This window comes from Nocardioides oleivorans (genome assembly GCF_004137255.1).
GTDB lineage: Bacteria > Actinomycetota > Actinomycetes > Propionibacteriales > Nocardioidaceae > Nocardioides > Nocardioides oleivorans.
This window is the reverse complement of sequence record NZ_SDWT01000001.1, coordinates 314,737-328,211: the sequence shown is the minus strand read 5'-3', so window position 1 is coordinate 328,211 and position 13,475 is coordinate 314,737. Positions and strand designations below refer to the sequence as shown.

Genomic DNA, 13,475 nt, shown 5'->3' with positions numbered 1-13,475 from the left:
TGGACTTCCACCCGCACGGGTGGAAGTCCATCCACGACGCCTCGCAGCGCTGACGGCTCAGACGCCGATCGGGTGCCAGACGGTCTTGGTCTCGAGGAACTGCGTCATCCGGTCGAGGCCGGGCTCGGCGAGCCAGTCGGTGTCGGGCGCGGGACGGCGGACGCGCTTGAGGTTGTCGGCCGCTGCCGCCTCGAGCTCGGTCGCGAGGGCCTCGTCGGTGATGCCGGTGAGGTCGATCCCGTTCACGTCCATGTGCGAGGCCAGCCAGGGCGCGATCTCGGCCTGGGTGCCGGTGAGCACGTTGACCACGCCGCCGGGCAGGTCGCTGGTGGCCATCACCTCACCGAGGGTGATCGAGGTCAGCGGGTGCTGCTCGCTGGCGATCACGACGACGGTGTTGCCGGTGACGATCGCGGGCGCGACGACGCTGACCAGGCCCAGGAGGGGACCGGCCGGCGCGACGACGGCGATCACGCCGCTCGGCTCGGGGGTCGAGAGGTTGAAGTACGGCCCGGCGACCGGGTTCGCGTTGCCGACGACCTGGGTGATCTTGTCGGCCCAGCCGGCGTACCAGACCAACCGGTCGATGGCGGCGTCGACGTAGGTGCGGGCCCTGGCCGCCGAGATGCCCTCCGAGGCGCGCATCTCGGCCTCGAACTGCTCGCGACGCCCCTCGAGCACCTCGGCGACGCGGTAGACGACCTGCGCGCGGTTGTACGCCGTCCGCCCGGACCAGCCGCCGAAGGCGGCGCGGGCTGCCACGACGGCGTCGCGGGCGTCCTTGCGGGAGGCGAGCGAGGCGTTGGCGAGGAGCGTGCCCTTGGCGTCGTTGACGACGTAGGAGCGGCCCGACTCCGAGCGGGGGAACTGCCCGCCGATGTAGAGCTTGTAGGTCTTGCGGACATCGATGCGCGACATCAGTTGTCAGCCCCCTTCAGGTAGGCCTCGAGCCCGTGGCGACCGCCCTCGCGGCCGTAGCCGGACTCCTTGTAGCCGCCGAACGGCGAGGTGGGGTCGAACTTGTTGAACGTGTTGGCCCAGATGACGCCGGCCCGCAGCCGGTTGGCCATCGAGAGGATCCGCGAGCCCTTGTCGGTCCACACGCCGGCCGAGAGGCCGAACGGGGTGTTGTTGGCCTTCTCGACCGCCTCCGACGGGGTCCGGAAGGTCAGCACGGACAGGACCGGGCCGAAGATCTCCTCGCGCGCGATGCGGTGGGCCTGGGTGACGCCGGTGAAGACGGTCGGGGCGAACCAGTAGCCGTTGGACGGCAGCTCGCACGGGGCGGACCAGCGCTCCGCGCCCTCGGCCTCGCCGATCTCGGAGAGCTCGCGGATCTTGGCGAGCTGCTCGGCGGAGTTGATCGCGCCGACGTCGGTGTTCTTGTCGAGCGGGTCGCCCACGCGCAGCGTGGCCATGCGGCGCTTGAGCCGGCTCATCACCTCGTCGGCGACGGACTCCTGCACCAGCAGGCGCGAGCCCGCGCAGCAGACGTGGCCCTGGTTGAAGAAGATGCCGTTGACGATGCCCTCGACGGCCTGGTCGAGCGGGGCGTCGTCGAAGACGATGTTGGCGGCCTTGCCGCCGAGCTCGAGGGTGACCTTCTTGTCGGTGCCGGCGACGGCGCGGGCGATGGCCTTGCCGACCTCCGTGGACCCGGTGAAGGCGACCTTGTCGACGTCGGGGTGCGAGACGATCGCGCGGCCGGTGGCGCCGGCGCCGGTGACGATGTTGACGACCCCCGGCGGGAGGTCGGCCTGCTGGCAGATCTCGGCGAAGAGCAGCGCGGTGAGCGGCGTGGTCTCGGCCGGCTTCAGAACGACGGTGTTGCCGCACGCCAGGGCCGGGGCGATCTTCCACGCCAGCATCAGCAGCGGGAAGTTCCACGGGATGACCTGGCCGGCGACGCCCAGCGGCGTGTCGCCGTAGCCGGCGTACTTCAGCTTGTCGGCCCAGCCGGCGTAGTAGAAGAAGTGCGCCGCGACGATCGGGACGTCGACGTCGCGCGACTCCTTGATCGGCTTGCCGTTGTCGATCGACTCCAGGACGGCGAGCTCGCGGCCGCGCTCCTGGATGATCCGGGCGATGCGGTAGAGGTACTTCGCGCGCTCGGCGCCCGACATCCGCGACCAGACGCGGGTGTAGGCGCGGCGGGCGGCCTTGACGGCCTCGTCGACGTCGGCGTCGCTGGCCTCGGCGACCTCGGCGAGCACCTCCTCGGTGGCCGGGTTGACGGTCTTGAACGACGTGCCGCTGCCGTCGACGAACTCGCCGTTGACGAACAGGCCGTAGGACGGCTTGATGTCGACGACGGCGCGCGACTCGGGAGCGGGGGCGTACTCGAACGGAGAAGTCATCGGCCTCAGTCCAGCGTGAAGTAGTCGGGACCGGAGTAGCGACCGGTCGTCATCTTGGTGCGCTGCATCAGCAGGTCGTTGAGCAGCGTGGACGCACCGAAGCGGAACCAGTCGGGGTCGAGCCAGTCCTCGCCGCAGGTCTCGTTGACCATCACGAGGTACTTGATGGCGTCCTTGGTGGTCTTGATGCCACCGGCGGGCTTCACCCCGACCATCTGGCCGGTCTGCTCGCGGAAGTCGCGGACGGCCTCGAGCATGATCAGGGTGACCGGGAGGGTCGCCGCCGGCTGCACCTTGCCGGTCGAGGTCTTGATGAAGTGGCCACCGGCCATCATCGCGAGCCAGCTGGCCCGGCGGACGTTGTCGTAGGTCTGGAGCTCGCCGGTCTCGAAGATGACCTTCAGGTGGGCGCTCGTCCCGTCGGGCCTGGCGCACGCCTCCTTGACCTGGGCGATCTCCTCGAAGACGTCGAGGTAGCGACCGGACAGGAACGCGCCACGGTCGATGACCATGTCGATCTCGTCGGCACCGGCCTCGACGGCGTCACGCGTGTCGGCGAGCTTGATGTCCATCGCCGCGCGACCGCTGGGGAACGCCGTGGCGACCGCCGCCACGTGGACGCCGCTGTGGCCGAGCTGCTGCTTGGCGACGGAGACCATGTCGGGGTAGACGCACACCGCGGCCGTGGCCGGGCAGGTCGGGTCGGCGGGGTCGGGCCGCATCGCCTTCGAGGCGAGCGCGCGGACCTTGCCGTGGGTGTCCTGGCCCTCCAGCGTGGTCAGGTCGACCATCCGGATGGCCAGGTCGATGGCCCAGGCCTTCGACGTGGTCTTGATGGACCGGGTGCCGAGGCCGGCGGCGCGTGCCTCGCACCCGACCTGGTCGACCCCGGGGAGGCCGTGGAGGAATCGGCGGAGCGAGGAGTCCGAGCGCACGACGTCGTCGAAGACGCCGTGGGCGGACGCGGAGCTCTCCGTTGAGCTGGCAGTCACCGCCCCAGCATAGGGTTGCGTCCGAGGCCCCGGCCAACCCGCGGAGGCCCAAACCCTGCTCAAATCGACGAGGTTGACATGGCACCCCTGCAGGACGGCGACAACGAGGTCGTCGAGCGCTTCCACGCGACCAGCGGGCGCATCACCGGCTGGCTGAGCGTCGTCGTGGCGGCCCTCGTCGCGGTCGCCGGGGTGGTCTACCTCGACGACGGCTTCCCCGCCTGGGTCGCGGCCGCCGCCCTGCTCGCCGGGGTGCTGGCATGGGCGGCGATGCTGCGCCCGGCGCTGTGGGTGACCCGCGAGCACCTCGTGATGCAGAACATGCTCGAGACCGTCCACGTCCGCCTCGCTGCGGTCGAGGAGATGGCCGTGCGCCAGGTGCTGGTCGTGCGCGCCGGCGACCGTCGGCTGGTCTCGACGGTCGTCGGACGCACCTGGCGCAAGGCCCTGCTCGCCCGGCGCGGCCCGGGCAGCGACCGGACGCGCGAGGACATGCCCTACCCCGACTTCGTGGAGAACAGGGTCTACGAGCTCGTCGACGCCGCCCGCACCAGCGCGGGCGTGAAGGCCGGCTCGAAGGAGCAGCTGGCGCTGCCCGACGCCGTACGCCGGGAGCCGGCGATGCTGACCGTCTCCCTGGTCGTGGCCTCGGTGCTCGTGCTGCTGGTCAGCTTCTTCGTGTGACGGCGGTCGTCAGGACGTGACGGCCGGCCGGGGCTTCCTGGGCGAGCCGAGCCGCAGGACGACCACACCGGCGAGGATGAGCACCATGGCGACCCCGTCCAGCGCGTGCAGCTCCTCGCCGACGAGCAGCCAGCCGATCAGCACGGCGACGACCGGCGGGATGTAGGTCGCGCTCGCGGCCGTCACGGCGCCGAGCTGCTCGACGATGAAGTAGTAGAGGACGAAGGCCACGCCCGTCCCGAGCAGGCCGAGGCCGACGACGATCCCGAGGGTCGCGCGGGTGTCGTGCGTGATCGCGGTGATCCCGTCGAGGTCGGTGAGGACCAGCACCATCACCAGCGCGAGCCCGACCTGGTAGGTCGTCAGCGCGGCGGCCGGGATCTCGAGCGGGCTGATGAAGCGGCGCGCGTAGACGAACGACAGTCCCACGCTCGCCGAGCCGAGCAGCAGGAAGGCGACGCCCTTCGGGTCGACGGTCCCCGAGGTCGCCCACGGCCGCGCGATCAGCACCACGCCGGCCAGGCCGGTGAGCACCCCGGCCAGGCGGATCAGGGTGATCCGCTCGCTGCGGAGCAGGACGGCCGCGCCCAGGAACGAGAACAGCGGGATCGACGCGCTCAGCGCCCCCGCGATCCCGCTCGGCAGCAGCTGCGTGCCCGCGGCGAACAGGAAGTAGTAGAGGCTCGTCGCCAGCACGGACATCACGACGAAGTGGTGCGCGTGGCGCCAGTGCGAGCGGGCGAACGCGCGGCGGAAGAGGCCGTACGCCAGCACCGGCACGAAGCCGAACAGCACCCGCAGCAGGGTGACCTGCCCGGCGCTGATCGTCTCCAGCGCCCACTTCATGGTGATGAAGTTCGTGCCCCAGATGAGACCGACCACGACGAAGGCGACGCTCGCGGCTCGGGACACGGGAGGAGTGTGGCACCGGGCGGACCTCCGCCCGGTGCGGTCTCACCGCGAGCTCACGCCGGACGGCGCGCGGCCTCCGTGCCCGGGGTCGGGAACCAGCGCATGACGACCGCGGACTGCGCCAGCGTCCACGTCGAGCTGAGCACCCAGTAGCCCAGGAGGGCGACCGGCACCACGCCGCCGGCGACCACCAGACCGACCGCGGAGAGCGTCGGCATCAGGCGGTGTGCCGTCGCCACCGCCTCGGGCATCCCGTCCAGGACGGTGTTGGGAGCGACGAAGAACTTCTGGGTGGCGTACGACAACGCGGCCGCGGTCAGCGCGAGGCCGAGCACGACGGCGAGGTGGGCGGGACCGCCGCCGAGGTAGCCGGTGCCGGCGAGCGAGACGCCGAGGAGCGAGGCCGCGCCCAGCGACGCGACCAGTGCCGGTCCCATCGCGCCGACGGCCGAGCCGCGGGCGACGTCCGAGATCAGGTGGTAGAGCGTGAGCCACACGGGCAGCTGCACGAGCAGGGGGAGGCAGCCGAGGCGGCTCACGCCGTGCTCGGCGGACACCGCGCGGCGCTCCGCGATCATCTGCCGGACGCTGTCGGCGTCGGTCCTGCCCCGGTAGCGGTCGGCGATCTCCCGCAGGTGCGGCCGGGCGCGTGAGGCGGCGTGCGCCTGCCGGACGCCGTGGACGGTGAAGGGGAGCAGCGCGGTGCGGACGAGGACGACGACGGCCCCGATGCAGAGCAGCCAGGTGAGGGCCGAGTCGGCCGGTAGACCGAGGGCCGAGAGGCCGTCGTGGGTGGCCGCGAGGACCGCGGCGAGGGCGCGCGAGAAGGGGTCGAGCAATGACATGGGTGTCTCCTGGACGAGAGGTCGGATGGGCCTGTACGCCGTCGCGCGGGGCGACGGGTCAGACGCGTCCAGGAGCGCGCGGGCGCGCCGGGTGGTGGACCACGTCGGTGGTCCGTCCGGCGAGCACGAGGGGTACGTCGGCCGCACGACGCGGCGGACGCAGGGAGCCGAGCCCGGCGTCGGGCACGGTCAGCAGGCAGTGGACACCGGCCAGCGCCGTGGCGGCGGACAGGGCGGCGACCAGCACGACCGACTGGGTCATGGCCGGGGACAGGGCCGCCGCCGACAGGACCGAGGCGACCCCCACCAGCGCCACGACGAGCGCGAGCCGCCCGCGTGCCACGGCGTCGAGCGTGCGGTCCATGCGCATCAGGATAGCCAGGCTCAGCGGAGCTCGTGGGCCCCGAGGTCGGGGCGCCCGACGGTCGGCCGGCGCACCCGGTCGGCGGGAGCGGCGTACTCCCAGCGCGGCCGCCAGCGCCTCGGGACCGGCCCCCCGCGGTCGACGGCGGGCGACGAGGCGAGCAGGCGGTAGTCCTCGCGGTCGGGGTCGACGAAGCTGTCGGGACCGACGCGCCGGTTGGCGCGGAGCTCGACGGTGGCGGAGGTGAAGGCGGACGTCAGGTCGCCAGGGCCGACGAAGAGGTTGTTGCGCAGGTGGGCGCGGGCACCTGCGGCGAGGCTCACGAACGTGCCCGAGCTGCGCTGGTTGACGAAGGTGTTGTGCACGACCCAGAGCGTGTGGCCGGGGTTGGTGAGGCCCTCGGCGCCGTAGGAGACCAGGGCCGGGTTGTCCGAGCGCGGGCCCTGCACGACGACGTTGCCGGCGACGAGCGAGAGGCCGCCGTCGGGCAGGTCGATCGAGTAGCTCGCGGTCGCGTCGCCGTCGCTGATCCGGTTGCCGACGATGGTGTTGCGGGCCGCGCGCGACTTGATCTCGTGGCCGGTGTCGGCGCGCGAGAGCCAGCTGCCGGTGACGGTCAGCGAGCGGACGGCGCCGACGTAGAGGTTGTGCGAGTAGCCGTCGCCGAACCCGTTGCGGAAGAACCGCGACCGGCTGACCACGATGTCGCTCTCGGGGTCGGCGCCGGTGAGGATGCCCATCTCGTTGTGGTGGAACCAGCTGCGGGTGACGGTGAGGTCGGTGCCCTCGGCGCGGATGCCGGCGCCGTTGCGGTCGGGGACGGCCGCGCCGCTGAGCTCGATGCGATCGACGGTGGTCCGGTCGCCGGCGATGACCCAGATCGCCTTGCCCTGGGCGTCGTTGCCGTCGGCGCGCAGGTGCGCCCGCCCGCCGTCGCCGCGCAGCGTCAGGTCGTCCTGGGTCCAGGTCGCGACGTCGCCGGAGTAGGTGCCCGGGTCGATCAGGACGGTGTCGCCGTCACCTGCCACCGCGGCCGCGGCGCTGGGAGCCTCCAGGTCGCGGTCGGGACCGACGTGCCAGGTTCTCGGGGCGCGCGGTGCCGGCGCGCGGGAGGAGTCGTCGTACGACGCACCCGCGGGTGCCCCGACCAGCAGCCCGGCGGCCAGGGCGAGGACGAGGGCGTGGACGAGGGGGCGCACGTCAGGCGCCGAAGGCGGAGGTCCGGAGGTCGGCCTTGATCGCGTCGAGCCGTCCGGCGGCGGAGATCCGGGCGGCGTCGACGCCGCCGCCACCGGTGCCGGGCTCGACGGGGACGACGACCTCGAGGTAGCACTTCACCTTCGGCTCGGTGCCGCTCGGGCGGACGATCACGCGTGCGCCCTCGGCGAGCGAGTACCGCAGGCCGTCGGTGGGGGGCAGCAGCTCGGTGCCCTCGGAGAGGTCCTCGGCCCTCTCGACGGTGAGCCCGCCGAGCGTGGTCGGGGGAGCCGCCCGCAGGCGGTCCATCGTGGCCGGGATGTCGGAGAGGTCCTCGAAGCGCACGGAGAGCTGGTCGGTGGCGTGGAGGCCGTGCTCGTGGGCGATGTCGTCGAGCAGGTCGGTCAGCGTGCGCCCCTCGGCCTTCGCGGACGCGGCGAGCTCGCACACCAGCAGCAGCGCCGAGACGCCGTCCTTGTCCTTCACGTGCTCGGGGTCGCAGCAGTAGCCGAGCGCCTCCTCGTAGCCGAACGCCAGGCCCTCGACGCGCCCGATCCACTTGAAGCCGGTGAGCGTCTCCTCGTGCGGCTGCCCGGCGGCGGCGGCCATCTTGCCGAGCAGGCTCGAGGACACGATCGAGTTGGCGTAGGTGCCGGTGCGACCGCGCCGGATCAGGTGGTGGGCGAGCAGCGCGCCGACCTCGTCGCCGCGCAGCATCCGCCAGCCGTGGGCGTCGGGCACGGCGACGGCGCAGCGGTCGGCGTCGGGGTCGTTGGCCACGACCAGGTCGGCCTTCCGCGCGGCCGCGAGGGCCATGGCGAGGTCCATCGCGCCCGGCTCCTCGGGGTTGGGGAAGGACACCGTCGGGAAGTCGGGGTCGGGGTGCTCCTGCTCCTCGACGACGTGGGGCGCCTCGAAGCCGGCGGTCTCCAGCACCTGCGCGACCGTCGTACCCCCGACTCCGTGGAGCGGGGTGTAGACGACGGTCAGGTCGCGCGGGCCGTCCTCGGCGAGCTCGGCGACGGTGTCGAGGTAGCGGTCGACGATCTCCTCCGACACGAGGCCGCCGGCACCGCCGCGCGGCAGGTCGGCCAGCGCGCCGACCGCCGCGATCCGGTCGGCGATCTCGAGGTCGGCGGGCGGCACGATCTGGCTGCCGTCGCCGAGGTAGACCTTGTAGCCGTTGTCCTGCGGCGGGTTGTGGCTCGCGGTCACCATCACGCCGGCCGCGCAGCCGAGCTCGCGGATCGCGAAGGCCAGCAGGGGAGTGGGCAGGGTGCGCGGCATGACGAGCGCCTTGAAGCCGGCGCCGGTCATGATCTCGGCCGTGTCGCGCGCGAAGACGTCGGAGTTGTGGCGGGCGTCGAAGCCGATCACGACCGAGCCGCCGGCGTGGCCGGTGTCCTTGAGGTAGGCCGCCAGCCCGGCCGCCGCCCGGGTGACCACGACCCGGTTCATCCGGTTGGGTCCGGCGCCCAGCGCGCCCCTCAGGCCGGCCGTGCCGAACTCCAGCGTGCCGGCGAAGCGATCGGCGAGGTCGGTCTCCTCGCCGCGCCCGGCGGCGGCGACGACCGCCTCGAGCTCGGCCCGCGTCTGGTCGTCGGGGTCCTCGGCCGCCCAGGCGCGGGCGGTCTCGATCAGGTCGGTCTGGTCGGTCATGGACGCACGCTATCCCCCGGCGGCGACGGCGGACGGTGGCCGGTGTCGGTGCGCGGTGCCACCATCGGTGGATGATCGATCACCTCGGCATCAACTGCACCGACCTCGCACGGGCAGCCGCGTTCTACGACCGGGTCCTCGGGGTCCTCGGCCACCGCCGGATCATGGATGTCGGCGTGGCCATCGGCTACGGCACCGACGAGCCCGACTTCTGGATCGGCACCTTCGACGGCGTCGGCGACAACCGCGAGGTCCACGTCGCCTTCAGCGCACCGGACGCTGCGACGGTCCGTGCCTGGCACGCCGAGGCGCTGGCCGCCGGCGCCGAGTCGCTGCACGAGCCGCGGCTGTGGCCGGAGTACCACCCGGCCTACTACGGCGCCTTCGTCCGCGACACCGAGGGCAACAACATCGAGGCGGTCTGCCACTCGGGCGACTCCTGAGCAAGGGTCGGCGCACTGGCCGAAAGGCTGAGGGAGTCCGGCCTGCGGGCCGAGGTGCCGGCCGCCGGGCTCCGTGATCGTGGACCCACCGAACCACCACGTCCACATCCACGGAGGCCGCCATGACCACACCCCAGCCCACAGTCGCCGCCCTGCACGACCAGCCGATCCCAGTGCGGATCAGGCTTGCCGCCGCGTGGACGAGCTTCATGTTCCTCTACGCCTACGTCGACATCCTCAACTTCTTCACGCCCGGGGTCGTCGAGGAGATCCTCGACGGCAAGGTCTTCGAGCTCGACCTCTCCCAGACCTTCTCGACCGCGGCGCTGTCCCTCATGGCCGTACCCATCCTCATGATCGTGCTGTCGACGACGCTCCCCGCCCGGGCGAGCCGCGCGGCGAACCTCGTCGTGGCGTCGCTCTACGTCCCCGTCACGGTGTTCAACATCGTCGGCGAGTCCTGGGTCCTCTTCTACGGCCTCGGCATCGTGCTGGAGCTGGCCCTGCTCGCCCTGGTCGTGCGGCTCGCCTGGACGTGGCCCCGCACCGGCCCGGCGGAGATCCGGACGACCCCCGCGAGCAGCCGGGCTAGCGTGGCCGGGTGAGTGCATCCGTCCTGTCCGTCAACGCCGGCCGGCTCGCGCCCGTCGCGGGCATGCGCCGTCCGAGCGGGATCGACAAGCGCCCGGTCGACCGCATCGAGGTGCGTGACCCCGGCCCCAAGCGCGGGGGCCTCGGCAGCGGGGTGGTCGACGACGCGATCGGCAGCCGCAAGCACCACGGCGGCGAGACCCAGGCGGTGTACGCCGTCTCCCGCGAGGAGCTCGACCGCTGGGGCCGTGAGCTGGGCCGGGACCTGCCGGCCGGGATGTTCGGCGAGAACCTCACGACCGTCGGCATCGACATCGACGCCGCCGAGGTCGGGGAGCAGTGGCGGGTCGGCCTGACCCTGCTCGAGGCGGCCGGCCCGCGCGTGCCGTGCGCGACCTTCGCCGCCCACATGGGCGAGCCGCGGTGGGTGAAGCGCTTCAGCGAGCACGGCCGCACCGGTGTCTACCTCGCGGTGCGCGAGTCCGGCTGGATCGAGCCCGGCGACCCGATCGAGGTCGTGCACCGGCCCGGCCACGGGCTCACCGTCCCGATGTTCTTCCGGGCCTCGATGGGCGACCGCGACCTGGCCGCCCGGTTCCTCGACGCCCGGATCCTGCCCGAGGTCGAGCACGAGTGGCTCGCTGGGCGACGGTGACGGCCGGGCGCCGAGGTGGGGTGGGTCAGCGCAGGTAGCCGGCCAGGTCGCGACCCAGCTCGGCGAAGACCGCCTGGTTGAGGTCGAACGCCGTGCTCACCTCCGACACGACGCGCGCCTGCTGCTCGGGCGAGAGCTCGAGCGCGTCGAGGCGGGCGCGGTAGCCGTCCTTGTAGGGCTTCGGCTTCGGGACCTCCGGGAAGGCGTAGAACGCCGTGCCCCGGCCCTCGAGCCCGAGCTCGCGGTCGAGCACCCGGCCGATGACCTGGCCGCCGGAGAGGTCGCCGAGGTAGCGCGTGTAGTGGTGCGCGACGAAGAGCGGTGCCCACGTGCGGGCCTCGAGCAGCTGGGTGACGTACGCGTCGGTGGCGGGGCTGTGGAAGACGTCGGGGGCGGGGACGCCGGACGCCTCGGCCCAGTAGGCCAGGTCGTCCTCGATCGCCGGGAGGCGGTCGAGTGCAGGGTCGACGACGGCGGCGACGGCGGGCTCGGCGGCCAGCTCGGTGCCGAGTGCCTCCATCGTGCGGTAGACCTCGCGGTAGCGCAGCAGGTAGTCACGCACCCCGAGCGCGTTGACCCGCGCCGAGGTCAGCTCGGTCATGAACGAGGAGTTCTCGGCCGCGGTGTGCGCGGCCTGCGAGCCCTCGCGCATGGCTCGCGAGAGGGGTGCGGTCTCGACGACGGGATCGAGCAGGGGGTCGAGGAGGGGGGACATGTCGTGGTCTCTCTTCTCTGGGGGAGTTGGTCGGAGGTGGCGCCCCGGCCGGCGTCGCCGCCTGCCGGGGCGCCACCGGGTGTCACCTGACGCGGAAGGTGCGGGTGACCCTGGCCTTCGCGACGTCGTCGTTGCCGGGGACCTTCACCACGAGGGCGTACTTCCCCGTGCCGAGCCGGGGCAGCCTGACCTTCACGACGCCGTCCTTGATGCGGGCGCTGATCGTCCTCAGCTTCTTGCCCGCACCGGTGCGGACGATCGCCGTGACCTTGCCGGTGGCGAGGTCGCTGACCTTGACGACCGCGATGCCCTTCCGGCCGGCCGCCGGCTTCGTGCCCCACGTGACCCTGGCCGTGCCCTTGACCGGCTCGTCGGCGGTGACGGGCCCCGGGGTCGGCGTGGTGGTCGGCGCGGCGGCGACCGTGAGCCGCGTCGTGCCCGAGACGGCCTCGTTGTTGGCGTCACCGGCGTAGGAGGCCACCAGGTCGTGCACGCCCGCGGCCGGCCTGACCAGCGTGAACGAGGCCGAGCCGTCCGTGAGGGTGGCGGTGCCGACGGTCGTGCCGCCGTCCGTCAACGTGACGTCGCCGGTTGCCGCGGCGTCCCCGGCCAGCGTGACCGTGACGGGCACGTCGGCGCCGTACGTCGCTCCGGTGGCCGTGACGGCCACGCTCGGGACCGCCTTGGCGAACGTGATCGGGGTGAAGGTCTCGTGGAGCGGCTGGCTGGCGCCGCCACCGGGGTAGGTGTAGATGCCGTAGGTGCCGGTGCTCGTCTTGCCGTCGACGACGGCCTTGTCGACGGTGACGGTGGCGGTGAAGGTGCCGTCCGCGCGCAGCTCGATCGCCCCCGCGGCGGCGCCGCCGACCGTGGCCATGTCGGCGGCCGGCACGGCCCACTTGAGGCCCGCGCCGCCGGCGTTGACCCGGGCGGTGGACGGCGCGCCCACCGAGGGCCTCCAGACGTCGGCGTACCGGCCGAAGGCGACGTAGGTGCCGCCCGGCCTGCCGGCGAGCGGAGGCCGGGTGGCGGTCGCGCTGGCCGGGTCGAAGCCGGTGCCCTCGACCGTGACCTCCTGCGCGCCGCTCGGCAGCAGGGTCGTCCTCGTGACGGTGACGCTCGCCTGGCCGGGCTCGGACCACGCCACGGTGAGCGGAGTGGTGACCTTGCGGGCGTCGGCGGCGCCGCCGCTGGAGTACCAGTACGACGCCGTGCCGACGCCGCCCTGGAAGTCGATGAACGACTGGGGGAAGGAGCCGGAGGTCGGGCCGCCGGTGACCTGGGGCGAGCTGTTGGCCGGGACGGTGACGTCGACGCCGAGGTAGCTCGGGGTCGTGGTGAGGCCGGTCGAGGTGAGGTCGACGCCGGCGATGGTGCCCAGGGTGACCTGGGTGGCCGGGAGCGGGACCCACTGGGTCGGGTCGGCCATGTCGGAGCCGTAGCCGCTCAGCGTCGCGGTCAGCGTGCCGGTGCCGTTGGTGACGCTCAGCTTCGGGTTCGAGACGTAGAAGAACGACATTCCGGAGTAGTAGACGACCGTGAAGTCGCCGGTCCACTGGAGCGTGCCGGTGTCGGTGACCGGGTCGACGGTGCCGATGCCGTTCCTGAGCGAGAGCAGGTTCTCCGAGCTCACCCCCGACGTGTTGGCGTTGACGCCGGCGGAGTTCTGCCGTGCGCCGAGCCACGTCGTGGGTGCGTAGGTGCCGTTCGCCTGCTTGTCGAGCACGGTGACGTTGCCCTGGGTGTTCTTCCAGCCGGCGACGGCGCCGTTGGCCCAGGTGGCGCCCTGGTCGGCGCTCGTGAGGGTCTGGGACCCGGCGCCGGGGTTGCCCAGCTTGCCCGCGGAGAAGAGGTTCCAGGTGCCGGGGGCGTAGGCGCCGGAGACGCTCTCCTTGTTGAGCTCCCAGCGGAGCTCGGCGTTGCTGATCGTGGTGGACGCCGCCTGGGCGGGCGCGGGGCTCGCCAGGACGGCGGTGCCGCCAGCCAGCAGCACCATGGCGGCGACGCTGCTCACGGAGCGGCGTGCGCGGTGCGCGTGGTTCATGTCGTTCCTTCCAAGGG

At 72.7% G+C, this 13,475-nt stretch carries 14 protein-coding genes; 4 read left to right on the top strand and 10 right to left on the bottom strand.

The features are described from left to right. Positions 1 to 57: 57 nt before the first annotated feature. The 3 genes from EUA93_RS01565 to deoC are packed head-to-tail and all read right to left on the bottom strand — an operon-like array spanning position 58 to position 3,349. Positions 58 to 918: an aldehyde dehydrogenase family protein gene (locus EUA93_RS01565; protein WP_129398142.1), complete on the bottom strand. Its 861-nt coding sequence runs from the start codon at positions 916 to 918 to the stop codon at positions 58 to 60. Continuing rightward, the gene (locus EUA93_RS01560) at positions 918 to 2,357 is read right to left on the bottom strand and encodes an aldehyde dehydrogenase family protein (RefSeq protein WP_129398140.1); all 1,440 of its coding nucleotides are present in this window, start codon (positions 2,355 to 2,357) and stop codon (positions 918 to 920) included. The genes EUA93_RS01565 and EUA93_RS01560 overlap by 1 nt, the downstream gene beginning before the upstream one ends. Before the next feature lie 5 nt (positions 2,358 to 2,362). Next, positions 2,363 to 3,349: a deoxyribose-phosphate aldolase gene (gene deoC / locus EUA93_RS01555; RefSeq protein ID WP_129398138.1), complete on the bottom strand. Its 987-nt coding sequence runs from the start codon at positions 3,347 to 3,349 to the stop codon at positions 2,363 to 2,365. Positions 3,350 to 3,427: 78 nt separating this feature from the next. On the opposite strand from deoC, the gene EUA93_RS01550 reads away from it, so the two are divergent. Continuing rightward, positions 3,428 to 4,033, top strand: coding sequence for a hypothetical protein (locus tag EUA93_RS01550; protein ID WP_129398136.1), 606 nt, complete (start codon positions 3,428 to 3,430; stop codon positions 4,031 to 4,033). Positions 4,034 to 4,042: 9 nt separating this feature from the next. Here EUA93_RS01550 and EUA93_RS01545 read toward each other — a convergent pair whose 3' ends face one another. From EUA93_RS01545 to EUA93_RS01525, 5 genes are read right to left on the bottom strand one after another with little or no spacing between them, the layout of a single operon-like run. After that, entirely contained in the window at positions 4,043 to 4,945 is a 903-nt protein-coding gene (locus EUA93_RS01545; protein WP_129398135.1) for a DMT family transporter, read from the bottom strand. Between the two features lie 53 nt (positions 4,946 to 4,998). Beyond that, positions 4,999 to 5,790 (bottom strand): membrane protein insertase YidC, encoded by a 792-nt coding sequence (yidC, locus tag EUA93_RS01540; protein ID WP_129398133.1) that lies wholly within the window; start codon positions 5,788 to 5,790, stop codon positions 4,999 to 5,001. Between the two features lie 58 nt (positions 5,791 to 5,848). Then, positions 5,849 to 6,154 (bottom strand): hypothetical protein, encoded by a 306-nt coding sequence (locus tag EUA93_RS01535; protein ID WP_129398131.1) that lies wholly within the window; start codon positions 6,152 to 6,154, stop codon positions 5,849 to 5,851. A 20-nt stretch (positions 6,155 to 6,174) separates the two neighbouring features. Further along, a complete protein-coding gene (locus EUA93_RS01530) occupies positions 6,175 to 7,353 on the bottom strand; it encodes a right-handed parallel beta-helix repeat-containing protein (RefSeq protein ID WP_165355021.1) in 1,179 nt (392 codons plus the stop codon). Between the two features lies 1 nt (position 7,354). Then, complete coding sequence (locus tag EUA93_RS01525) at positions 7,355 to 9,010, bottom strand: phospho-sugar mutase (RefSeq protein WP_129398127.1); 1,656 nt, start codon at positions 9,008 to 9,010, stop codon at positions 7,355 to 7,357. A 71-nt stretch (positions 9,011 to 9,081) separates the two neighbouring features. On the opposite strand from EUA93_RS01525, the gene EUA93_RS01520 reads away from it, so the two are divergent. The 3 genes from EUA93_RS01520 (at position 9,082) to EUA93_RS01510 (ending at position 10,699) form a co-directional block, all read left to right on the top strand. Next, positions 9,082 to 9,453 carry a VOC family protein gene (locus EUA93_RS01520; protein ID WP_129398125.1) on the top strand — a complete coding sequence of 124 codons (372 nt, stop codon included), beginning with the start codon at positions 9,082 to 9,084 and terminating at the stop codon, positions 9,451 to 9,453. Between the two features lie 122 nt (positions 9,454 to 9,575). Then, positions 9,576 to 10,058 (top strand): DUF6326 family protein, encoded by a 483-nt coding sequence (locus EUA93_RS01515; protein WP_129398123.1) that lies wholly within the window; start codon positions 9,576 to 9,578, stop codon positions 10,056 to 10,058. After that, entirely contained in the window at positions 10,055 to 10,699 is a 645-nt protein-coding gene (locus EUA93_RS01510) for an MOSC domain-containing protein (RefSeq protein ID WP_207208579.1), read from the top strand. The genes EUA93_RS01515 and EUA93_RS01510 overlap by 4 nt, the downstream gene beginning before the upstream one ends. A 25-nt stretch (positions 10,700 to 10,724) precedes the next feature. Here the strand turns inward: EUA93_RS01510 and EUA93_RS01505 are convergent, their stop codons facing one another. Next, entirely contained in the window at positions 10,725 to 11,414 is a 690-nt protein-coding gene (locus tag EUA93_RS01505; RefSeq protein ID WP_129398121.1) for a biliverdin-producing heme oxygenase, read from the bottom strand. 82 nt (positions 11,415 to 11,496) lie between these two features. Then, positions 11,497 to 13,458: an Ig-like domain-containing protein gene (locus tag EUA93_RS01500; protein ID WP_129398119.1), complete on the bottom strand. Its 1,962-nt coding sequence runs from the start codon at positions 13,456 to 13,458 to the stop codon at positions 11,497 to 11,499. Between the last annotated feature and the right edge of the window lie 17 nt (positions 13,459 to 13,475).